The sequence below is a fragment of the Oceanobacillus sp. GQ8 genome, from assembly GCF_059758495.1.
The window spans coordinates 700658-724546 of sequence record NZ_JCAXEV010000002.1 but is presented as its reverse complement, the minus strand read 5'-3'; the positions used below and the strand labels follow the sequence as shown (position 1 = coordinate 724546).

General features: G+C 41.7%; 23 protein-coding genes. 7 read left to right on the top strand and 16 right to left on the bottom strand.

The genetic code is table 11. The annotated features are described in order from the left end of the window. Positions 1-296 precede the first annotated feature (296 nt). Entirely contained in the window at positions 297-2456 is a 2160-nt protein-coding gene (gene bglX, locus AC6CHS_RS08430) for a beta-glucosidase BglX (protein ID WP_498235578.1), read from the bottom strand. A 535-nt stretch (positions 2457-2991) separates the two neighbouring features. Between bglX and AC6CHS_RS08425 the strand changes: the two genes are divergently transcribed. The 6 genes from AC6CHS_RS08425 (at position 2992) to AC6CHS_RS08400 (ending at position 8907) form a co-directional block, all read left to right on the top strand. Continuing rightward, positions 2992-4230: a sugar ABC transporter substrate-binding protein gene (locus tag AC6CHS_RS08425; protein WP_498235577.1), complete on the top strand. Its 1239-nt coding sequence runs from the start codon at positions 2992-2994 to the stop codon at positions 4228-4230. Positions 4231-4814: 584 nt separating this feature from the next. Then, positions 4815-5699, top strand: a complete 885-nt coding sequence (locus AC6CHS_RS08420; RefSeq protein ID WP_498235576.1) for a carbohydrate ABC transporter permease — start codon at positions 4815-4817, stop codon at positions 5697-5699. A gap of 13 nt (positions 5700-5712) precedes the next feature. Continuing rightward, positions 5713-6534 (top strand): carbohydrate ABC transporter permease, encoded by an 822-nt coding sequence (locus AC6CHS_RS08415; protein ID WP_498235575.1) that lies wholly within the window; start codon positions 5713-5715, stop codon positions 6532-6534. Between the two features lie 126 nt (positions 6535-6660). Continuing rightward, the gene (locus AC6CHS_RS08410; protein ID WP_498235574.1) at positions 6661-7434 is read left to right on the top strand and encodes an alpha/beta hydrolase; all 774 of its coding nucleotides are present in this window, start codon (positions 6661-6663) and stop codon (positions 7432-7434) included. Between the two features lie 68 nt (positions 7435-7502). After that, positions 7503-8498, top strand: a complete 996-nt coding sequence (locus tag AC6CHS_RS08405) for a LacI family DNA-binding transcriptional regulator (RefSeq protein WP_498235573.1) — start codon at positions 7503-7505, stop codon at positions 8496-8498. A gap of 82 nt (positions 8499-8580) precedes the next feature. After that, positions 8581-8907 carry a hypothetical protein gene (locus AC6CHS_RS08400; RefSeq protein WP_498235572.1) on the top strand — a complete coding sequence of 109 codons (327 nt, stop codon included), beginning with the start codon at positions 8581-8583 and terminating at the stop codon, positions 8905-8907. A 65-nt stretch (positions 8908-8972) separates the two neighbouring features. Here AC6CHS_RS08400 and AC6CHS_RS08395 read toward each other — a convergent pair whose 3' ends face one another. From AC6CHS_RS08395 to AC6CHS_RS08340, 12 genes are all read right to left on the bottom strand, one after another. Next, positions 8973-10133 (bottom strand): mannitol-1-phosphate 5-dehydrogenase, encoded by a 1161-nt coding sequence (locus AC6CHS_RS08395; RefSeq protein WP_498235571.1) that lies wholly within the window; start codon positions 10131-10133, stop codon positions 8973-8975. Next, a complete protein-coding gene (locus tag AC6CHS_RS08390; RefSeq protein ID WP_036576169.1) occupies positions 10134-10571 on the bottom strand; it encodes a PTS mannitol transporter subunit IIA in 438 nt (145 codons plus the stop codon). It abuts the gene before it with no gap. Positions 10572-10586: 15 nt separating this feature from the next. Further along, the gene (locus tag AC6CHS_RS08385) at positions 10587-12707 is read right to left on the bottom strand and encodes a BglG family transcription antiterminator (RefSeq protein WP_498235569.1); all 2121 of its coding nucleotides are present in this window, start codon (positions 12705-12707) and stop codon (positions 10587-10589) included. A gap of 348 nt (positions 12708-13055) precedes the next feature. Further along, positions 13056-14498, bottom strand: coding sequence for a PTS mannitol transporter subunit IIBC (locus tag AC6CHS_RS08380; RefSeq protein WP_498235567.1), 1443 nt, complete (start codon positions 14496-14498; stop codon positions 13056-13058). A 433-nt stretch (positions 14499-14931) separates the two neighbouring features. Continuing rightward, a complete protein-coding gene (locus AC6CHS_RS08375) occupies positions 14932-15984 on the bottom strand; it encodes a galactitol-1-phosphate 5-dehydrogenase (RefSeq protein ID WP_498235565.1) in 1053 nt (350 codons plus the stop codon). A 24-nt stretch (positions 15985-16008) separates the two neighbouring features. Continuing rightward, the gene (locus tag AC6CHS_RS08370; RefSeq protein ID WP_193751955.1) at positions 16009-16155 is read right to left on the bottom strand and encodes a hypothetical protein; all 147 of its coding nucleotides are present in this window, start codon (positions 16153-16155) and stop codon (positions 16009-16011) included. Positions 16156-16369: 214 nt separating this feature from the next. Further along, complete coding sequence (locus AC6CHS_RS08365) at positions 16370-17401, bottom strand: zinc-binding dehydrogenase (RefSeq protein ID WP_498235563.1); 1032 nt, start codon at positions 17399-17401, stop codon at positions 16370-16372. Positions 17402-17438: 37 nt separating this feature from the next. Further along, on the bottom strand, positions 17439-18698 hold the full coding sequence (locus AC6CHS_RS08360) for a galactitol-specific PTS transporter subunit IIC (RefSeq protein WP_498235561.1): 1260 nt from the start codon (positions 18696-18698) through the stop codon (positions 17439-17441). 59 nt (positions 18699-18757) lie between these two features. Next, positions 18758-19045, bottom strand: coding sequence for a PTS sugar transporter subunit IIB (locus AC6CHS_RS08355; protein WP_036576183.1), 288 nt, complete (start codon positions 19043-19045; stop codon positions 18758-18760). Position 19046: 1 nt separating this feature from the next. Beyond that, on the bottom strand, positions 19047-19529 hold the full coding sequence (locus AC6CHS_RS08350) for a PTS sugar transporter subunit IIA (protein ID WP_498235559.1): 483 nt from the start codon (positions 19527-19529) through the stop codon (positions 19047-19049). Positions 19530-19551: 22 nt separating this feature from the next. Further along, positions 19552-21606, bottom strand: a complete 2055-nt coding sequence (locus AC6CHS_RS08345; protein ID WP_498235557.1) for a BglG family transcription antiterminator — start codon at positions 21604-21606, stop codon at positions 19552-19554. 242 nt (positions 21607-21848) lie between these two features. Then, complete coding sequence (locus AC6CHS_RS08340) at positions 21849-21977, bottom strand: hypothetical protein (protein WP_498235555.1); 129 nt, start codon at positions 21975-21977, stop codon at positions 21849-21851. 333 nt (positions 21978-22310) lie between these two features. Between AC6CHS_RS08340 and AC6CHS_RS08335 the strand changes: the two genes are divergently transcribed. Then, complete coding sequence (locus AC6CHS_RS08335) at positions 22311-23156, top strand: nuclease-related domain-containing protein (RefSeq protein ID WP_498235553.1); 846 nt, start codon at positions 22311-22313, stop codon at positions 23154-23156. A gap of 46 nt (positions 23157-23202) precedes the next feature. On the opposite strand, the gene AC6CHS_RS08330 is transcribed toward AC6CHS_RS08335, so the two are convergent. The 3 genes from AC6CHS_RS08330 to AC6CHS_RS08320 all read right to left on the bottom strand — a co-directional run bounded on the left by AC6CHS_RS08330 (position 23203) and on the right by AC6CHS_RS08320 (position 23874). Next, positions 23203-23370: a hypothetical protein gene (locus tag AC6CHS_RS08330; protein WP_498235551.1), complete on the bottom strand. Its 168-nt coding sequence runs from the start codon at positions 23368-23370 to the stop codon at positions 23203-23205. Then, positions 23367-23504, bottom strand: coding sequence for a YvrJ family protein (locus tag AC6CHS_RS08325; RefSeq protein ID WP_081779491.1), 138 nt, complete (start codon positions 23502-23504; stop codon positions 23367-23369). The genes AC6CHS_RS08330 and AC6CHS_RS08325 overlap by 4 nt, the downstream gene beginning before the upstream one ends. Positions 23505-23655: 151 nt before the next feature. Continuing rightward, positions 23656-23874, bottom strand: a complete 219-nt coding sequence (locus tag AC6CHS_RS08320; RefSeq protein WP_498235549.1) for a DUF2922 domain-containing protein — start codon at positions 23872-23874, stop codon at positions 23656-23658. Between the last annotated feature and the right edge of the window lie 15 nt (positions 23875-23889).

The window sequence follows — 23889 nt, the reverse complement described above, 5'->3', positions numbered from 1 at the left end:
GGGCGATGTTTCGGAGCTCGCGACCGATATTTCTGCTCTCTCGGGCGATGCCTCCGCAATCTCGGGTGGTTTTTTCACTCTCAAAACCGATGCGTTGTGTCTCAAGGGCGATGTTTCTGCTCTCTCAAGCGATGCCCCTTCGTTCGCGGCCGATGTCTCCGCGCTCACGGCCGATATACCATCGTTCTCGGCCGATGCATCCGCTCTCCCGGCCGATGCACTCTGTCTCTTAGCTTGTTCCCGCGTTCACGGCCGATGCGCCGCCCACTCATTCTAATCGGGCCCTCTTCGCTTTTCTATTCTAATTCAAAACTCTGTGCTTCTACCTCTGCACTATTTGGTCCTACATACACCACAAATTCGCCTGGGTCACTTGTGTAGCTTAGATCTGCATGATGATAACGCAGTTGCTCTTCTGTGATTGTAAATTGGACTGTTTTCGTCTCGCCTGGTTCTAGATGGACCTTTTCGAACCCTTTTAACTCCTTCAATGGGCGAACTACTTCGCCTACTTTATCTTGAATATATAATTGCACAATTTCTTCGCCTGCTACTTTTCCAGTGTTGGTTACGTTAACCTGCGCTGTGAGCGTTTCGCCCTTTTTTATTGTCTCACGAGAAAGGGAGAATTGGTCATAGGCATAGGTCGTGTAACTAAGGCCATATCCAAATGGGAACATCGGCGCATTCGGGCTATCAAGATACTGCGATACATAGCGAATCTGCGCATCCGGAGCTCCTTTTGGTCGGCCTGTATTGAAATGATTGTAGTAGACAGGTACTTGTCCAACATTGTCTGGGAATGACATGGTTAATTTACCTGAAGGATTCACTTCCCCGTAAAGTAAGTTTGCAATGGCAGCTCCGCCTTCCGTGCCTGGGAACCATGCCTCCAGCACCGAATCGGTTTTATCAATTACGCCGTGTAAATCTAGTGGTCTACCATTAAATAGCACTGCTACAGTTGGCTTTCCGAGTTTTACAATCTCTTCTACCAATTTAAGCTGTGGTGCTGGTAGTTGAATAGTTGTTCTTGATCCTGCTTCTCCACTCATTTCCGAAGCCTCGCCAAGTGCAAGCACGACTACTTCTGCTTCGCCTGCTAATTTGATAGCTTCTTGTAAGTCAGCATCTTCCCCTGTTTCAATGTCACTACCTTTAGCGACTATAACTTCTTTATTTAACTTTTGCTCGATCCCGGCCTTTACCGTAATCGCATCGTCGATTGAACCGAGGAAAGACCATGGCCCGAGAATATCGTTTCCTTCAGCAAATGGGCCGATAAGGGCAATCTTTTGCTCTTTTTTCAAAGGAAGAACACTGTCATTCTTCAAAAGGACAGACGATTTAGTGGCAAGCTCCTGTGCTGTTTGGCGATGTTCGTCACAGCGGATTACTTCTTTTTCACGTTCTTCGTCAGCTCCCCGATACGGGTTTTCAAATAAGCCTAATTTCTGTTTTAACTCAAGCACACGCAAGACAGCTTCATCTAATAGGCTTGCATCCACTTTTCCTTCTTCAATCAATTCCTTGAGATGACTGGCATACGTTGTTGTCATCATTTCAATATCCAAGCCTGCTTTTATAGCTTTTTCGGCCGCTTCTTTCGCATTTGCAGCAACACCGTGAGGGATAAGTTCTTTCACAGCGCCCCAGTCAGAAATCAGGACACCATCAAAGCCCCATTCCTCACGGAGAAGATCACGCATCAAAGTTTTGTTTCCGGTAGCGGGAATGCCATCAACCGTATTAAATGCAGTCATGACCATTTCACTTCCTGCCTCCAGTGCAGCTTTATAAGCAGGCAGGTAATATTCTCTTAAATCTCGTTCTGACATATTGACTGTATTGTAATCACGTCCGCCTTCTGCTGCACCATAAGCAGCAAAATGCTTCACACAAGCAGCGAGTGTGTCCGTATTATTTTTTAGATCATCGCCCTGGAATCCTTCTACTTGAACTCTAGCAAATTCTCCATTCAGATAAGGATCTTCTCCTGTTGACTCCATAACGCGTCCCCAACGTGGATCGCGTACAAGATCGACCATTGGAGCAAAGGTTACATGTATACCTGAAACAGCTGCTTCCTTTGCTGCGATCTGCGCACTCTTTTCTGCAAGTTCCAAGTCCCATGAGCTACCTATTGCTAGTGGCACCGGAAAAATTGTCCGGTATCCATGTATGACATCCGCCATCATTAAAAGTGGTATCCCCAGTCTATTTTCCTGTAAATGGCGTTCTTGGATTGCTTTTATTTCTTTTGCACCCCATGCCCCGAGTACGGAACCTGTATTTTCCACTGTTTCATCCGTAACGTTCATATTTACCATCGGACCGGTAATTTCTCCACTGTTGGTTGCACCTTTAAAGAATGGTGTTGCAAGCTGCATGAGCTGTGCTACTTTTTCATCTGTTGTCATTCTACCTAATAAATCGTGTAAGAATTGATCTGTCATATGTCTTCCTCCGTTTCAGCATATTATACAACTTTCGTTGGCTGAGATTTTTTGAAAAGCTTGCATACGTTCTTCTTATACTTAGGATTTCATAACTTTAACTACTTTCTTATTGCTTCCTAGCTAAAAATTTAAAAACTTAGCTTATCGCCAAGCCTTCATGGTTCTAATACAGTAGGGATGTTTTCTACTTCCCTATCTGCCAAAAAATAAATTAATAGTTGCAATCGGTTTCAAATACTACTATAATCGATTTGTAGAAACGTTTCAACAAAAACATAGAATTTTCAACAGGGGAATTTTATTCTCCACTCCTTAATAACCGCCATAACAACAAGAAGAGATTATAAATTCACGTTAAGTGAGTATTTTTTAATCTAAACTTGAAAACGATTTCAAAATGTTTTATGCTTTTTTTGAAGAAACGTTTCAATAAAACTCTCTGAACAAGGAGTGATGGTGTAACTAGCCAGAACATGGAAGACTCTGAAATACTTCATTATAATTAAAACTACTATATTTAAGGGGTGTACGTATGAAAAACAATAAATATGCATGGCTTACAGCAATTTTGCTAAGTGTGGTACTTGTATTAGGCGCTTGTTCATCTGATGATGAATCGAGCAGTGGATCCTCAAGTGATTCGGATACTATTTCCGTTTGGACAATGACAAGTGGATTAGAAGAATTTGTAACAGAGTATGAAGATGAATCTGGTGTAACTGTTGAAGTACAGGCAATCCCTTGGGATAACGCCCATGACAAACTCCTAACTGCTGTAGCTTCAGGTAATGGTCCGGATGTTCTACAGATTGGTACAACATGGGTTGCAGAATTTGCCGAAGCTGGAACATTCCTTGATATTTCGGATAAAATTGATGACTATGACAACTTAGCAGCTGACAATTTCTATGAATCTGCTGTTGAAACAACAAAATATGAAGACACTACGATTGGGATTCCTTGGTATGTTGATACACGTGCTTTATTCTATCGTACTGATTTACTAGAAGAAGTCGGATACCCAGAAGGTCCACAAACATGGGATGATATGGTAGATGCATCTCGCCAGTTGGCTGATCGTGGCGATGGACAGTATGCCATTGACTTACCTGCAACAGATCCGCAATTCCCGTTCTTATTAGCATGGGAGCATGGTTGGAATTATGATATGGATAAAGGCTCCGCAAGCTTTGATGATCCTGGTTTCAAAGAAGCAATTGAGTTACACAATCTTTTCTATAGTGAAGAACTTTCTCAAACTGGAGAAGGAAAAGAATTCTTCCAAGCGTTTGAAGATGGCTCTAAGCCAATGTTCTTCAGTGGCCCTTGGGATATCAAAACAATTACCGAAAGAGCTCCTGAGATTGAAGGTCAATGGGATGTTAAAGTGATGCCTAAAGCAGAGAACAACAATTCTATGATGGGTGGCGCACACTTGGCTGTTTTCAACAACTCTGAAAAAGTAGACCAAGCGCTAGATTTCATTAACTGGATGGCAGACCCGGAAACACAAGTAAAATGGTATGAGGAATTTAGTGAACTGCCTGCAAACCTAACTGCTTGGGAAGATCCTGCATTAACAGAAAACGATATGGTTGCGACGTTTGGTGAGCAATTGAAATCAACTCAGCCACTTCCATTAATTCCTGAATATGAAAGATTAGGTCAAGAAATTCTGAATATGCTTGAGCAGATTAACCGTGGTGGCGCGGATATTGATGAAGCATTAGAGGATTACAAAGCTGAGGCAGCACGCGTTCTCGGTGAATAGCAGATAAGTAAAATCCAAGAATAGTAAAAATAAGAGTTAGAGTTTATCAGCGCTACGGCATGATAAGCTCTAATTCTTAAACCAATTGCGCTGAACGTATTCGAATGAGCCTACAGCTCCGTATACGCTCAGCGTTTTTCTATACTTCAGTGGATTAGCCCCTCTCCTTTATACTATCTTTTCCCTCTATTTACTTCTTCTTAGCCAGTCTGGAATATTCGATAGCAAATCTGCTAATCTATGCTTTGCGAAAAATGATAGAAAAGGAGGAATTTTTTCTTGCAATCGATTTCAAAACACACTATAATCAAATTATAGAAACGTTTCAACAACTTAAGTTTTAGTAAGGACGTGGAACGGGTTCATCATATATTACTTATAACGATAACAGTTAGGGGAGTTTCCTCACATTTTTGCTGATTTGTTGAAAACGATTCCAATATTTCGGTTGCATCGGTTAAATAGAAACGTTTCAACTTATCTAAACTTTGTTTGGACCCAACTCCTGCCAGTATGTAGATCAAATGCACACAAGTGAGAGGAAATCCTAGACCTTTCGACATGTCAATTAAGGGGTGAACGTAATGAATCGCTTTAAAAGTAATTTAACACCATATTTCTTTATTATGCCTGCTGTTATACTACTCGGTATATTTTCTTTCCTACCAATCCTTGTTTCATTAGTTATTAGTTTTACGGATATGAATTTAAGCGGGCTAGCAAACTGGTCGCAAATCAGTTTTATCGGCTTCGATAACTTTGTCCAGTTATTCCAGGATGATGTTTTTCTTAAATCGATGGGTAACACTTTTATTTACGTTATTATTGGGGTGCCTTTGGCAGTAATTAGTTCCTTTGTCATCGCACTACTATTAAAACTTGTATCTGACTGGATGTCCACGACTTTCCGCGTCATCTACTATGTTCCTTCTGTAACAAACATTGTAGCGATAGCTGTTGTGTGGAGTTTCCTCTACAACCAGGAATACGGACTTTTTAACTATCTATTGTCTCTTGTAAATCTAGACGCTATTCCATGGCTAGAGGATCCATTTATTGCTAAACTTTCCTTGATTGCAATGGCAGTTTGGAAAAGTAATGGTGTCAGCATGCTGATTTTCCTTGCAGCACTGCAGTCTATTCCTAACATGTATTATGAAGCAGCAGACATTGATGGCGCAAACCGCTGGCAGAAGCTTACCAAAATCACACTACCTTCTATGAGCTTTGCTACTTTCTTTGTTGTGGTTACAACACTAATTGGCTGGTTACAATTTTTCGAGGAACCATTTGTTATGACAGAAGGTGGACCTTTGAATGGTACAAATTCACTTGCTCTATTTATCTATCAAGAAGGTTTCCAATACAGTGAATTTGGCTATGGTGCCGCAGCATCATTCGTTCTGTTTATCATTATAATTCTAGCAACACTTTTACAATTTAAACTAAGAAAATCTGAAGATAATTAAGGAGGCGGCTTCCATGGATTTAAAAAATAATTTCGAACGTGCCATTATCAACACGGTCCTTTTCATTGGCGGTCTGCTTGTATCATTGCCATTTGTTTGGATGATACTTAGCTCATTTAAGAATGAAAGAGAAGTATTAAGTATTCCGCCGACCTTGTTCCCAAATGCTCCAACATTTGAGCATTATATAAATCTATTTACAAATTTGAACTTTGACGTTTACTTAGTCAATACATTGGTCATCGTCTTTTTCTCCATGATCGGTTTACTGTTAAACACAATGGCCGGTTATGGCTTTGGTAAGTTTCAGTTTAAAGGAAAAGAAATTTGGTTCGCAGTTGTGCTTCTTACCATGATGATACCTGGTCAGGTGACCATGATTCCTACGTACTTAATCCTAAACGAAGCTGGCTTAACAAATAGCATGACAGGGATTATTCTTCCCGGGTTAATCGCAGCATTTAATATTTTCTTAATTCGACAGTTCATGGTAACCATTCCAGATGACCTGATCGAAGCAGCCCGTCTTGATGGGGCTGGCGAAATATATATTTTCCTTAAGTTGATTATTCCGTTGGCAAAACCAATCCTTGCTGTACAGGTTATCCTTACATTCATCGGTTCATGGAATAGTTTCCTATGGCCATTGATTATCGCCAATGACGAAAAATTGTACACGTTATCGGTAGGTCTTGCACTACTACAAGACCAAAACGTTTCAAACTACGGCTTGCAGATGGCAGGTTCCACCTTTATGGTTGTTCCTGTACTCATTATCTTTATCATCTTCCAGAAACATATTGTGGAAGGGTTCAACGTATCTGGTATAAAATAAAACTTTACCCGGTAGAGGTCTTACTTCCCGTTACGGCGGGATAAAATAACTAAACGATGGACAGTTGGAGACTCGCTTAGCGGCGAGCCTTCTTCTTTCCTAATCGTAATAGAAAGGAAAAATGACATGGCGCTATTTCAATGCGAATTTTCGTCAGAGGTTTTATCACGATCTGTTTCCATGAACGTCATTTTACCACAGCCTTCCTTTAAGGATGGCGCTACAGGAAACAAGAAATATCCAACCTTATTTCTTCTACATGGCTTCAGTGACAATCACACTGCCTATCTTAGAACTACATCTATTGAGCGGTATGCCGCTGACAAAGGGCTTGCCATCGTTATGCCGGGCCTTGATAACAGCTATTATACAAATATGGCTCATGGCGGTAAGTACTGGACATTTTTAACGGAAGAGCTTCCTGCTGCCGCCAGATCTTTCTTCCCCCTTTCTGAGAAACGGGAGGACAACTTTGTAGCAGGTCATTCGATGGGTGGCTTTGGTGCATTGAAATGGGCTTTGAATTTCCCGGATCGCTTTGCAGCAGTAGCTAGCATGTCTGGTGTTACCGATATGGTATACCATTTAGCAAATGTTAGAAAAGAGCCTGGTGACAAAAAGCGATCATTGGAGCTCGTTTTTGGTGAAGAGGATGTCAGCAAAACAGAGAATGATCTAATCCATAAACTGGAGCGGTTAAATGAATCATCCAGTGAAAAACCAAAGCTTTATCAATCTTGTGGGACAGAAGACTTCTTATATGAACATAATTTACGGTTTCATCGTATATGCAAAGAAACGGACCTTGACTATACGTACGATTTCGGACCTGGAGACCATACTTGGGAGTATTGGGATGATAAGATTCAGGACATATTGAAGTGGCTCCCTATTCGGTAAAATTCAGGTAATTCCTAGCATATAATGTATGATACGATGTTAGTAATGAATCGTTGGAGGAAAATGACATGGCAACTATAAAAGATGTAGCAAAACGTGCTGGGGTCGCAATATCCACTGTTTCCTACGCCTTAAACAACAGTCCAAGAATAAGTATGGCAACAAAGAAAAGGGTTGAAGAAGCGGCGAAAGCATTAAACTATAAGAAGAACGGCTTTGCTTCTGACTTAAAAAGAACAAAGACAAACACCATCGCACTGCTTTTGAGCGATCTTTCTGGACCCTTCTATTCAGACCTTATCCAAGGGGTGCAGGATGTCACATCTGCTAATGGGTATGATCTAATAGCTTGTAGTTCGATAGGCGGCGCACAATCGACTGCAGTAAAATTCCTTACAGAAAAACGTGTAGATGGAGCGATTATTCTTGCCCATAATATTAGTGACGCTATTACACTTGACGCAGCACAGCACGGCTCCCCACTCGTTGTTCTTGATAGGTATTTGGAAGATGAGTCTATCTACCATGTGGAAGTGGATAATATACATGGAGGCTATCATGCTACAGAATATTTAATCAATCATGGCCATAAACAAATTGCTTTTATTAGCGGTCCAGCAGCCTCTCACGATAACGTGCAACGGTATAAAGGGTATCGAAAGGCATTAGAAAACTACAATATTACCTATCAATCAAAATGGGATATTGCCAGTGATTTCACACGGGAGGGCGGCTACCGGGCAACAAAATTGCTTATCGCGCAGCGGAACCTTCCTCAAGCCATTTTTTACGCGAATGATGAGATGGCAGTCGGCGGACTTCAAGCTTTTAAAGAAAACAATATCAGCATTCCCGATGATATTTCCATCATTGGCTATGATGATATCCAATTATCCGAATATGTCTCTCCACCGCTAACAACCATTAAACAGCCAAAATACGAGGTTGGCGCCCTTGCTGCACACCTCATCTTTCAACTGTTAGGCGGCGAAAAAACAGATAACCATTACAAGCTTTCAACAGAGCTTGTAGAGCGCGAATCTGTGAAGCATGTGAAAGAATAAATTACGAAAGCTCTAACCTTGTGGTTGGAGCTTTTTTTGTGGGGGCGGTGTGTTGTGATGTTGGTGCTTGCTCTCGGACGATATGGGCTCATTCTCCGGCGATGTCTACTTATTCACGGGCGATGCTGCCGTTCTCTCAGACGATATTCTTTCATTCTCCGGCGATGCTGCCGTTCTCTCAGGCGATATTCTTTCATTCTCGAGCGATGCGCTCACTCTCTCAGCCGATATCTTCTCATTCTCGGGCGATGCTCACTCTTTCTCGGACGATATGGGCTCATTCTCCGGCGAAGCTCACTCTTTCTCGGACGATATTCTCTCATTCTCCGGCGATGCTGCCGTTCTCTCAGGCGATATTCTTTCATTCTCGGGCGATGCGCTCACTCTCTCAGCCGATGCACCCCTCTAAACGACTCCCCCAATCCCAAAACAAAAAGCTCCTCACCAAGGAGGAGCTTTCGCCTTCATCTACATCTATGCTTTTAATTGTTTTATTTCTTCTAATTGCTTCATAACACTTTCGACCAAAGGACTTCCTGCTTCTAAGCCTGCTACAGATTGTAGTGCTTGTTCATATCCTTGCTGTGCTATTTTTTCTTGCAATTCTACTGCTTCAGCATCCTCATCAAATTGATAGGAAAGTGCTGCAGCAATTGTTTTTGCTAGAAATACTGGTTCTTTTCCTGTTGTTTCTAAGTACACGCTAGCAGGGCGAATAAGGCGATCTTTTGCGCCGAGTTTACGAATTGGACCACGGCCTACACGCGTTACTTCATCGGAAATATACGGGTTTTGAAAACGGCCAATAATTTTCTTGATATACGTCTGGTGTTCATCTCTATCAAACCCGTAAGTTTGAATCAATGCTTCACCTGACTCATTTAGTGTACCGCTTAGGATCTCTAGTACTTTTTCATCGTGCATTGCTTCATTAATGGTTTTGTAGCCCATGTAATGTCCGATATATGCAGGTACAGTATGCCCTGTATTAACCGTGAACAACTTACGTTCAATATACGGTGTTAAATCTTCTACAAAGGTAATGCCGTCAATGTTTGGAACTTCACCTTTGATTGCAGAACGATCTACCACCCACTCGTAATATGGTTCTACAGATACTTCAAGCAGGTCCTCATTAACCTGGTTCGGTACGATACGGTCAACTGCTGCGTCAGGGAAACCAAATAGCATAGCCATTTTTTCCTGTTCTTCTGCTGGTACGTGATCCATTACTTTTTCTTTCAATAGGGTACTTCCACCAACCATGTTTTCACATGCAATAATATTCAGCTCCGTTGGATTGGAAGCTAGTCGTGCACGTAATCCTTTGGCAATTAACTCTGCGATAATTGGCAGGATATTTGGCCCAACAGCTGTTGTTACAATATCAGCTTTTTCAATAGCGGCAACAACACTATCTGGATCTTGCATACTATTTATCCCAGAAACATTTTTCACAGTCAACTGTTCTTTGTTTTCTGCAGCCAAAATAACATTATACTGTTGTTTATTGTTTAATTCCTCAATCACTTTATCATTTACGTCGACAAATGTGGTGTGATAGCCTGCTTGATAAAGTAAGGCGCCAATAAATCCACGCCCGATGTTTCCTGCTCCGAAATGGACGGCTTGCATTTAGTTCACCTCACTGAAAATACGGATGATCTCTTCTTCTGAAGAAGCATCAAGAATGGTTTGAATGTTTTCTTCTTCTGAAAGTACAATCGCAATTTTAGATAGGACCTCCAAATGCTCGTCACCTTTACCAGCAATACCAATAAGAACTTTAACAATATTTCCATCGCCAAAATCAATGCCTTCTGGAACTGTTACAACGGAAAGACCAGTTTCTGTAACCATTCCTTTTGCATCCTCTGTACCATGAGGGATGGCAACGTTATTTCCCATAAAAGTGGATGTCAATTCTTCACGTTCTAACATCTTATCAATGTAAGAAGCTTCTACATAGCCATTATCTGCTAGGATACCACCTGTGTAACGAATTGCCTCTTCCTTGCTGTTTAATGATACATTTAGTTTAATATTGTCTTTGCTTAATACTTCTTTTGCCATAGCTTGATGCACTCCTTATAATAATTTTTTTTCGTTTAGTAATTTTTGAAACTCCTCTATAAAAAGCTGCTTTATCGCTGCTTCTTCCCCGGATTCAAACAACTGAATCCGCTCCCTGCCCTGGATGATCATCCCACTTAATAAACTCATGACCTCCAACGCTTCCTGTTCTGTCTCTTCTGGTGCCAGCATGAGCAGGATAGTCTGCATTTGCATGTCCTGATCATCCATCCCCTTTACGGTTACCGGATGTTCAAGATGGTATACCGTGAAGCTCGGCCTGTTCACCCCATTTGATCTAGTGTGATACAATCCTAACTTCGTTTCTGGTATCCCAAGTCCACTCAGTTTTTCACGTTCTACAAGCATTTGAAAAACTTGATTAGGATCAGAAAGGGCTCCCTCCTGTGCCAGCTCTGTGCAGACGATATGCAGCATATCTTTCGTAGTTCGTTTTTCCGCAAGGATCTTTATCGAAAAATGATCAAGGATCTGTAACATGACTCGAGAATAAACCTCGGCGCCCCGAAGCCTCCCAATAAATTCTTCTGCAGAAGTAGCTGTTGAAATCATGCCTTGTAGTTCTCTATTAACTGGCTTCTTAGTTACGGTTAACTTTTTTTGTCGGATCGCTTTCTTAATCCGGTGTACTTCTTGCTTTGTAAGTATTGGAGAAGCCAAGATATACTCTCCATCAAAACCCTGCAACGGTATAGTCGACACGATAATATCATAGCCACCTACCGGCAATTCCTGCAGATCAAACATTGATTTATTATCCACATGTCTAATCTCGGGAATGCGCTGTTGTAAGGTTGTGGCAAGCATTTTGGCCGTCCCGATTCCGCTTGAACAGATAACAAGGGCATGTAAGTCTTTCTTGTTATCGTCATGCAAAAGGATGGCGGCAAAATGGAGTACCAAATAGCCAATTTCATCGTCTGGAAAAGAGATGCCTGGAAAAACTTCCAAAACACCAGCCCGCACGATGTCAAAAAGATCGCGATAGTCATTCATGATCTCTTTTAAGAGTGGATTTTTTATATTCATTTCCTGTTGCAACCGATACATGGTCGGCTTCAAATGTGCTACTAGGTCATTTAACATGACCGCATTTTCCGCTAAATCCACATTCAATTGATTTCCAACATGGTCTATAAGAGCTTTTGCTTTAAAAGCGATATCCATACTTGTATCTTCAATGAGATAGTTCTGATCAGCACGTAGCTTGGCACCTAATAAATGCATCGTGATATAACCGATCTCATCCTCTGGGATGGCCATATCCAATGATACTTCTAAATCCAAAAGCATTTTCTTGGCTATCGCAAATTCCCTTGTGCCTTGTAGCTGCTTCCAGGACGTTGGATCAAAGCGGATCTTTTCTCCTCTTTTTAAACGCTCCATCGCCAAAGCCAAGTGGACAACCAGTCCCACATAGGCACTATCTGCCAAGTCATTAGGCAGTTCATGTCTCGCCTGTTCCACTCTTTCTTCAATAACATGCAGCTTATCAGCATCCACTAGACCAAGTAATCGATTGGAGATTTTATCTGTTTGTATCCCTGATTTTTTCTGGATGTTTTGCTTGATTAAGCTAATAAAATCATAAGGCTCCACATATTGGGAAATCAAGTTACTGATCGCAGCGCGTTTACTTGCTTCTTTCCCGGTGATTTGAACACCTGAGCCTCTTTTTCGGATAAGCTGCAGATTGTACCTCTCCAGTTCCGTTTCAAGCTGATCAAGGTCATTTCTTACGGTAGCAGTTGTCACACGTAATTCGCTGCTTAATGCATACAGTTTTATTGGCTCTTGTGCCTCAAATAAAATGGAAAGAATGACTGCCTGCCTTTCTTCTGAAGAAAGGTCAAGCTCCGCTGTTTGCATCAACTCTTTATTTAATCTGTCTTTATCTTCCTTTTTCCCTTCAAGCGAAAGCCCTACACCTGCACGCTTTACTAAATTTAGCTGGAATTCCTTTGCCAAATCCTCTAGTTCTTTAAGGTCTCGGTGAATGGTCCGCTCACTAACATCGAGTGTCGCTGCAATTTCCTTCACTGTTATCCCTTCATATGCCTGAAGTAAAACCTGAAGCATCCTCCGAACCCGCGCTGTGATATACAAGCCATTCACCTCCCTTATAGTGTCGTATTAAATTAACTTTGCGGTTATCGAGCAAGTTGGCCGGTGTATCGGCCGTATCGGCTGGGATATCGACCGTTGGCACGTGGTATCAGCCGTGCGAGCCTCAACTTCGCCCGTTAGACTTCAACCATCGGCCGCGCGAGTCTCATCTTCGCCCGTGAGAACTACGTCATCGGCCATGCGAGCCTCAACTTCGCCCGTGAGATCTACATCATCGGCCATGCGAGCCTGAACTTCGTCCGTGAGATCTACACCATCGACCAGCACACATCCCGTTTCGACTTTTAAAAAACATAAGAGGGCAAGGAGTTACCCCCTGCCCTACTTTTTATCTTACTACTTTTTTAGTCTCTCTACCAATTGATCATATTTTGGACTGTTTAAGAAGTTCTCCACAGAAATATGCTCAGCTGTTGGGATCTTTTCTTTTGCACGATCTGTAAGATCTTTATGCGTAATAACGATATCTGCATCATCCGGGATCTCGTTAATGGCATGGTTATTAACATAAATGTCAATGTCAGCTTTCTTAAATTTGTTCTTCAATAAAGAAGCTCCCATTGCACTTGAACCCATACCTGCATCACACGCGAAGATGACCTTATCAACCTCTGCTGCGTCTTTTTCTGTATCGACTGGCGTTTGATTCAATGCATCTGCCTCAGCGGTTTCACCGGCGTTTAATGTACCAGCTACAGAACTTTTCTTCCCTTTCATGGCTTCCATTTGGCCAGTAGCTTCTGCTAAGTCTTCTTCTGATTTGCTTGTTTTCAAGATTACGGAAGCAATTAAGAAGGAAACAATAGCGGCTACAAGTACACCAAGTGTTACACCAAGATAGCTATCTGGTGTTGCCATAGCGTAAACAGCGATAATACTTCCTGGTGAAGCTGCAGCTCTAAGCCCTGCATCGAATAAAGATAGTGTGAACACACCACTCATACCCCCACCGATTACTGCAAGAAGTAGCATTGGTTTCATTAGGATGTACGGGAAGTAAATTTCATGGATACCACCAACAAATTGGATTAGTGCTGCACCAGGAGCAGAGCCCTTAGATGCACCTTTACCAAAAATACTGAAAGCAAGCAAGATTCCAAGACCTGGTCCTGGGTTTGCTTCCAATAGGAATAGAATTGATTTTCCAGCTTCTGCTGCTTGTTCCACACCAATTGGGCTTAAGATACCATGGTTTATTGCATTATTTAAGAATAGGATTTTTGCAGGTTCAATAATAATACTTGCAAGTGGTAGTAATCCTGCACCAATAATCGCTTCAACACCAGCAGCTAGCCCATTATTTAGACCTTCTACAACTGGACCAATTGCTAATGAAGCAAGTATAGCAAGGATTGCTCCGATAATACCGGAAGAGAAGTTGTTGTAAAGCATCTCAAAACCGGATCTTACTTTATCTTTAAACAAATCATCAAATTTCTTCATAATGTAACCAGCAAGTGGTCCCATTACCATTGCGCCGAGGAACATTGGAATACCTGCACCAACGATAACCCCCATTGTTGCAGTTGCCCCGACAACCCCACCACGTAGATCGTAAACCATTCGACCACCAGTAAAACCGATCAGTAGCGGTAGTAAGTACGTAATCATTGGATCAACCATCGCCGCAAGACTTTCATTTGGCGTGAAGCCATCTGGAATAAAGAAGGCTGTAATAATCCCCCACGCAATAAATGCGCCGATATTTGGCATGATCATGCCGCTTAAGTAACTGCCAAAGCGTTGTACCTTGGCGCGAAAACCTTTCTTTTCTGCCATTTTCGTTACCCCTCTCTCAAATTATAATGAATAAATAAATGAAAACATTTCACAATCCTAATTGTATTCCCCAAACTCAAGTAGTACAACGTAATCTAAATACAACTTTGGCAAAACACTTGTTGACAAAATTTGTGGAAGATGGTTTGGGGTATGTATGGTTAGTTGGGGATACGATTGTTGAGGATTTAAGTCATGGGTTAGTACCTTTCGCCTGAGAGAGTTTCTGCATCGCCTCTGAACCCGCACCTTCGCCCGTGAGAACTACTGCATCGCCCGTGAGTCCGCACCTTCGCCCGCCAGCAACACTTTATCGCCCGTGAACTACTACCTCCTCCCAGGCGTCCGACTAGCGTTATTTTCCCTTAACCTCTTTTATGTATACAAAAAAACGCCCTTCTCGGACGTTTCTTAATATATATCCCCTATTGTTTTAACCTTGCTCTGGATAAAAAAGCACTTTTCCGTACGATTCTTTTCGATTTATGATGCGATCGAAGGTTTCCGGTCCTGCTGATAAATCCAGGCGATGACTAATGATTGGTTTAATTTGAAGTTGGCCTGTTGCCATATAATGAATTGTCGTACTCCACTCCCTGCCCGGAAATGGAGAAGAAATGGCATTCCATGAGCCGTATACGTTTAATTCATTGCGAACGATTTTTTCAAAAAAGAAGCGCTCAATATTTATATCCGCGTACGGGATACCCATAAATACGACCTCGCCGCCTTTTTTAGGTAAAGAAAAGATTTGCGCTGACGTTATCGGTGATCCCGCTGACTCTACGGCCAGGTCTACTCCTGTGCCATTTGTATGCTCAAGAATTTGTTCATGTGCTGGTTTATCCAGCGGATTAATTAGCACATCTGCCCCCAACTCTTGCGCCACACTTAATTTGGCAGGATCGATATCAATGGCGTAGACTTTTTTCGCTCCAAAGATTTTTGCCCATTGCACGGCCAACAACCCAATATTTCCACAACCCATGACGGCAACTTCAGCCCCTGGCCTAATTGTTGTCCGGTAAAAACCATGTACAACAACAGCGGAAGGTTCTACTAGTGCTGCACTCTCAAAATCGACTTCATCTGGCAATGGTAAAACATTCTCTTCTGGTAATTTAACAAATTCCGCATAGGCACCAGGGTGTCTCGCGCCAATTACTGTAAGCTTTTCACATCTAGCAAGCTCTCCCTTTTTACAGCTTTCACATTCCCCGCAATAAAAAGTTGGACAAGCCGCAACACGGTCTCCTGGCTTTACAGTGGTGACGTTAAATCCAACTTCGACTACCTCGCCAGAAAACTCATGCCCGAAAATCATCCCTTCGACATATGGTCCCAGCTTGTTATATCTAGATATGTCAGAGCCACAAATCCCGACTGCTTTTACTTTTATAATTACATCATCTGTATCTGTTATAACTGGTTTTTCTGCTTCCTCGAAGCGAATATCTTGCTTCCCGTAAAGTTTAAGGGATCGCAATTCTCTCACCCTTTCTCCATTACTTTAACTCGCTGCTTTATCCTTCTTCTTTGTTGTAAGCTTAAGAAGCACAGCACCTATTAAAATCGTGTTAAAAATTACCTGATATTCAAAATAAAAACTGGAAACGGACCGAAATGGACCAATCATAAAATCCAAAAATGTATCCATCATATAAATCACCTTCATTTCCATTAATTAGTCATAGCCCACTGGTACCTGGGGCTCGATTTATCCCGGTGCAACCGTCCTTAAGACTCCCACTTCAAAACAAGAAGTGAAACCGTGGTGTTTAAGTGGGTGTAAACGGACGCTAACACCCCGATTCGTTCAACTAACAATCAGTGGGGGAAGAATGAAAACCCCCACTGATTGAAGGTTCACTTTATTCTACCGGCGTCAGTAACACTTTAATTGCTTCGCCGCTTTTAATAGCCTGATAAGCCGCATCCCAATCTTCAATGGTATATTCATGTGTTACGAGTGACTTCGCGTTAACACTTCCGTTATTCATCAGCTCAAGAGATGGTTCCCAGTCTGCTGATTTTTGACTTCTGCTACCGACAACACGGATTTCTTTTTGAATAATTTTCTCTAAGTCAAAGGAAATCTCTGGTTTAGCGAACAAACCAACCTGGCCGTATTGGCCTTTTTTGCGCAGTAGATCAAGTGCCTGCTTCGCTGCAGGAACTGCCCCTGAACATTCAAAAACAACATCGGCGCCATAGCCGTCTGTTAAGCTATTTACTAGTTCTTTAATATCCTGCTCTTGGGTATTAACGGTATAGTCAATGCCCAATTCTTTCGCTTTATCGAGACGGACTTTATCATTCGTTAATCCAGTGATTATAACGGTTGCTCCCTTACTTTTAACAACCTGTGCGGTAAGCAATCCAATTGGACCTGGCCCAATCACAACCACTACATCACCTTGGTTAATTTCTGTTTTGTCCACAGCGTGGTAGGTACAAGCCAATGGCTCTGTCATTGCTGCTGATTGAAAATCAACGTTTTCCGGTAACTTATGAACGCTTTCTTTTCTTGCAACGAGGAACTTTGCAAAGCCACCATCCTGCTGTGTACCCAAGCCTTTTCGATGATTGCAGAGATTGTAGTCACCTGTTTTACAATAAGCACACTCTCCACATATATAGAACGTTGTCTCTGAGGTAACCCGATCTCCAACCTGGAATTCAGTTACACCTTCTCCGACATTTACAACTTCACCGGAAAATTCATGTCCTAAAGTAACAGGAACACCCACTTTGTAATGTCCTTCATACGTGTGTATATCTGATCCGCATATCCCTGCATACTTCACTTCAATTTTCACTTGATCTCGACCAGGCTCCGGCACGTGCTTATCTTGCACTTCCAAATTGCCATAGCCCTGTGCTGTTTTCACTAGTGCCTTCATGCTAATTCCTCCCATGCTTGAATTGTACGGTTAACCCTTAATTAAATAAGGAGAAAAATTTATAAATGACATAGTTTACGATGTTTCCACCTTGGTCAATACTTGAAATTTGTGCAGAGCCTTCTGGCATATTGAAATCTGCATTCTCCGCCATTTGGGTAAACATTGGTGCGACATCTGTTGCAATGTATAGCGAAATGGCAATCATCACAGTTCCTACGATGACAGAATGCACGATATTCCCTCTTGCAGCCCCTACAATGAATGCCACAATAAATGGAATGGTTGCCAAGTCACCAAACGGCAGTACTGCGTTCCCTGGTAGAATGACAGCTAAAACGACTGTGATTGGTACGAGAATAAGAGCAGTAGAGATAACTGCAGGATGTCCTAATGCAACAGCTGCATCTAGTCCGATTAAAATTTCTCTATCTCCAAATCGCTTATTTAACCATTCTCTTGCTGATTCAGATACAGGCATTAGCCCTTCCATCAAAATCTTAACCATACGTGGCATCAATACCATAACGGCTGCCATCGCCATTCCAATTTCAATCACATCACCAACACTATATCCGGCAAGTGCACCAATCGCTGCCCCGAGGAATAGTCCGATGAAAATAGATTCGCCAAAGATACCAAAGCGTTTTTGAATAGTTTCAGGATCTGAGTTCCAGTTCTTAATTCCAGGTACTTTTTGTAACCCTTTAACTAAGAAGATTCCTGGTGCATAAGAAATCGTACTTCCTGTAGCGATCGATACGCCTGGTAGTTCATAAAACTCGCTCATCATTGGTGCAGTCCAGTCCGCAACCTTCAAACAAACGATTTGGAATAGAACCGCAGCGATCAATCCTTGAATAATACTGTCAGAAATCGCATATACCATTGCTGCCATAAAGGTATAATGCCAGAAATTCCAAATGTCCACGTTCATGGTTTTGGTTGTTTTCGTCAATAACATGACAACGTTTACAACAAGGCCTAGTGGAATAATAAATGCTGCTACCACAGATGCCCAAGCAATCGAGGACGTTGCTGGCCAGCCAACGTCGATGACATTTAGCTCAACACCAAGCCGATCTACCATTCCCTGTGCTGCAGGACCTAAATTTAGTACGAGTAAGTCAATAACAAGGAAAATCCCGACAAATGCTACTCCAATCGTTAAACCGGAACGAAAAGCTTTACCTGGTTTCTGCCCAAAAAATAAACCTAATAGAAAAATTGCAACTGGTAAAATAACCGTAGCTCCTAAGTCAAGAAAGCCCTGTATAACATCAACAAAACCTTGCATGGTTCATCCCCCTCAAACAAATAATGTTTGATCCCGGAAGAACCGGGATCAACTATGAATTATTTTTTTAGTTCCTCTAAAATTTGTTTCTTTGTATCTTCTACACCAATTCCTGTTAGGAAAGCGCGTGCATTTATTACCGGAAACGGATACTCTGTTTTTGTCATTGCAGTTGTAACAAGTAAATCAGCTGTATCAACATAGCCACCCACTTCTGAAATTTTGATTTGCACCAAATTTACTTTCAGATTGTTTTCTTTTGCCATCTCTTCAATCGCACCATTCACTACAGTAGATGTCGCAATTCCAGCTCCACAAGCTACTAAAACCTGTTTCTTTTTCTCCATCTTACTCACCTCCTTTAAAGTCGAATTCTAATTTGTCTGCCAGTACTTGCATGACAGCAGCTTCACTTGCTGCTTCAACGATGGAAGCCAATGTAGCCTCATCCTGAAAGATTTGCATCAGTTTTTGTAAAAGTGACAATTGATCATGCGGCTTATCCATCGCTAGCATAAAAACTATTTTTACAGGCGTGGTTTCCTCGTCGTCACCCATTACGCAAAAATCTACTGGGTCTTTCAATACCGCAACACTTATCGTTTTGCGATTTACATGCTCTACGTCTGTATGCGGGATGGCAACTGAAACCCCTTTTGTAGGAAGTCCTGTAGCAAATTCTGCTTCTCTAGCAATAATTGCGTCTGTAAAACTATCCTTTACTAACCCCAGTGTCTGAAGGTTCTGCCCCATCTTGGTCAGCACCTCTTCTTTATTATCTGCCTCCAAGTTTAGGAGAATAATAGAATCATCAAAATACATCTCACTCATGTTGTGCCCCCTGTTCCTCTCGTTAGTTGGTTGCGTATTTTTGTATTATATTGACAACCGTTTCTTTATCTGTTGCTTCTATCAGCGCTTTTTGGTCTGCTTCATTTCCTGCCAGCCTCATCAATTGCATTAGCGCTTTCAAATGTTTTTTCTTATCCACCGCTGCAATGATGAAAATCAATTGAATCGAATAATCTTCTGTAAAAGCTACCCCTTTTTTTAATCGAAGCAGGCTCATAGAAACATCGTTTACCCCGTCTTCTGGTGTTGCATGTGGAATAGCAAGGTTTGGCCCAATGACGATATATGGGTCTTTTTCTTCTTCTCCCACCATTGCCTCTACATATGCGGAATCAATTGCCCCTTTTCGAAGCAGTGGAGCGGCCCCAACTTTTAATGCCGCCTCCCACGAGGATGCAGAATCCCGCAGTGTAATGGTTTCAGGTGTTATAAAATCAGCTAGTGTCATGGCAGGCTCTTTGTCCCTTTGCTTCCTTATTGCATCCGCTTCATCACGATGCAAGTAGCGGTAAAGGTCTTTAGAGAGCTGCACTTCATTGGTGATCTCTGCATGATTTTGGACAATTGCTAGAATTTCCTCAACATCAAGGTCTGATGCGATATAGCCATGAACCTCTAGCATTACCTGTTTGCGTAATCGGGCTTTTTCTTCTGTTTCCATAAAAGAACTTGTAATAAATAATTTCTTATCTGTCTCGAGTGCAATGGGAGAGAACACTAAATCATAAGCAAATGGATATTGTTGAAACTCCCGTACAGACAAGGTATCCAGAAAAATGAATTCTGGGAACAACTCCTTCAGCTGACTATACATCAGTCTGGAAACGGAGATCCCTTTTGGACAGACAACAATCGCTTTGGTTTTCTCCTGAATGCTGTCCCCCTGCTTTGACAGCCACCCACCAATTAACATGGTAAGGTACGTCGTCTCACTTTCCGGGATGGGCATTCCAATTAGCTCAGCGAGTGGTTCCGTTGATTTTTTTACAAGATGATGCAGTTCCATAAATTCCTGGCTGACTGTATGCTGCATATCACTAAGCTCTGAAAGCTGGTATTTAATCCGGTAATATGCTGGCTTCACATGTAATAACAATTTGTTCAGTAATTGCTCGCGATCTCGAATAGAGATAACGGCTCTTCTCTCAAACAGGCGAAGCATATCATCTAGCGCTTCCATTAAATTAGGAATTGCTTCCTCTGTTAAAAATTCAGACCAATACACATTTGTTGTTAGTAAATAAAGCGTAATAAATAGTCGTTCTTCCATTGGAATGTCTGCAACGTCATAAAGGATTTCTTCTGTTGCATGGTATTGCTTGGTATCCGATAACTCTTCATATTTGATATAGAAGGATCGGATCAAATTTCCTTTTTTAATCCGACGCGTTACGAGAATCAGACTATACGGCATGGTTGCCATTCGATCATCCGTAAACTTCAAATTCAGTTTCTTTTCAACGGACTCTATTCGCTGGGTAATTTCCTTTACTTCCGCTGCCTTAATATCTACTAGACGGGAAAGAAGTTCTGCTCCGTTTTTCAGCCTAAGGATTTTTTCCAGAACATGTAGAAGCAATTTGCGGATCTGGAATTCCTCACCATCTAAAACATAGCCATCTCTTCTAGTATAACGGACTGTTAATCCGTAGTTTGATATAAATTGCTGAGCTTGCTTTAAATCACTCAAGATTGTATTTTTGCTCACCTTTAGCTCGCTAGTGAAGTGAACAAGAGAAAGATCTTCCTTACTAAGCAACATCATGAGGATCATATGCATTCGTTGCTCTTCCGATAGAATGCTAGTATCTTCTTGTTTGGATATTTCTCCCTTAGAAAACGTCGTGAAAACAGATTGATCAATAATGAAAAAACCTTTTTTCGTTCTTTGAATTTCCGGGAGCTTTTCATCCGTAAGCCACTCATTAATTTTCGTGATACTGTATCCCAGCTGCCTTCTTGTCAGGCCATACTTTTGTTCAATATCCTTACTTGTAACACTTGGATTACTTATCAGTTCCTCAAGAAGTTTGTTGCTGCGGTTATCAAGTTTCATGATTAACCCCTCTTTCAAAATTAATTGTAGCACCGTATTTCAACTGATGAACACGCTTTCATCGCAAATATGTGGAACACATTTGTACATTATTGTGATTTAAAAAGCAAAATACCGCCAGGATACATAGTAGCGTTGGTTTCGGGAATTGTCGAATTTAGTCGAATTGAGCAAATATGATTGAGGGGGCGGGGGGTTTGGGGCTTTTGGTTTTGGGGCGGTTCTGTGTATCGGGCGATGTTTTACTTCCCTAGGGCGATGATAACGAATTCTTGGCCGATGTTTACTTTTCCTAAGGCGATACTCTCCACTTCTCGGCCGATGTTCCTCACCTCTATGGCGATGACGATGAATTCTTGGCCGATGTTCACTCCCCCTAAGGCGATACTCTCCACTTCTTGGCCAATGGTGGCACTGCACTGGTGATGATCCCACGCCCCCCTAGTTAATATTTCCCAAAAACACGCTTAAATTGGAAGGATTTTTGGGTTATATCAAGAATGTATTATTAAAACAGAAAGGTGGGATTAACATGATTGGTAAACAACGCTTAAAGTCTTTTTAACTTTTAGCGTACGAGGCCTTATTTAGGAGGCTAAAGAAGGAGTATAAAGATAATGAAATATTCCTCCAAGATTATGGAAAGTATTACGCAGGATATTTAGGAGAGAAACGAGTAGACTACACGCTTTCGAATTTCCGTGATGAAAATATATATATTATCAAGGTTCTTCGTTTTACACAACTACAATCACTACTTTCAAATTGATACACTCCTGATCACTCCCTACAATTTAGTAATTCTAGAAATTAAGAATTTTAGAGGTGAACTAAGGTATGACTCACATCAGAAGAAATTTACGCAACATTTGGATGGTAAGAAAACCGTCTATAAGGACCCCATTCAACAGGCAAATACGCAAAAGAGAAACCTAGCATTTTGGCTACAAAACTTTTCAATCAGCCTTTCAATAGACACGCTAGTCATATCGAGTAACCCAGCGACTTCCATCCACAACATTCAAGAAGGCCCACAAATTTACAACCAACTTATACACTCCGAAAGTCTTCATTTTCACCTTGATAGAATCTTTGAAGAATATAATGAAAAAAAGATAAACCATTTTGAACAAAACAAGTTATACAAATTACTACTTTCCCATCACACCCCTCACACACCGAACCTTCTTGAAAAATACCAAATATCACCTGACTTTTTAATTAACGGTGTTCCTTGTCCGAAGTGTACAGATTCCAAAATGCAGAGGAAAAAGTATAAATGGCTGTGCCCTAACTGTAACAATACTTCACCTTCTGCACACAAACAGGTTATCTTAGACCATTTTCTATTATTTAAATCTACCATCACCAATCAGGAGTGCAGAAAGTTATTGGGGATTTCCTCTTCCAAAACAGCTTATCTTCTCTTAAAACAATTAAAATTAGAGGAAACTGGTAAGAACAGTGCAAGAGAATATCATGCTCCTCCCATTGATACGTACCCTCAAGAGAAAGCCATCCCATTCACAAGTAATAGCATATTTATATAAAGTTAAAACTCCGTGATAACTGCTCTAGGGTGACAAGCTCTCACTCTTAGCTGATAATCTCTTGCCCTAGGCTGATACCCTCTCGCTCTCGTACGATAATCTCTCGTTCCCTGCCGATATCCTCTGGCCCTCGGCTGATAATCTCTCGTTCCCTGCCGATACCACCCCCACAAAAAACCGGAACTTCCCTAAAAGGAGTTCCGGTTTCCTTCATTCTCTCAGTTTTCCTGGTAATCCATGAATTGATTCGATGAGCAGGTTTAGTTTTCCTTCAATGCGGTGCAACAAATAAAAGGTGACGGCAATGGGAAAACCGACATCTGTCAGCAAGGGAATCCATGTTTCCATTTGAATACCTCCAATCCTCTCGTATACGCTCGCTCTCCCAATCCATCCTTCAACCTGGCAACCAAGTAGATAGAGAGAGAGTCACGCTCACCCCGCTACTTTTAAAAAAGCAGACCAGAGGCATGGCCACTGGTCTGCTCCCAATCCAATGTTATAGTTCAAGATCGATTTCTTCTACTGTTCGATCGACCACGCGGGCGCTTTTCTTAGCAACGATGTCACCACCAGTAGATGTGAATGCATTTTGGGTGATGATCTCATCCATTGCTGCATTGACAGCTTCTGTGTCAACTGGTTCAACAGGTTGATCCAGTGAGTACGTGACTGTTTTTCCATCAAAGTTAGTGAATTTAAGCTCTAGTTTTTTCATTCCTTCCCCTCCTTT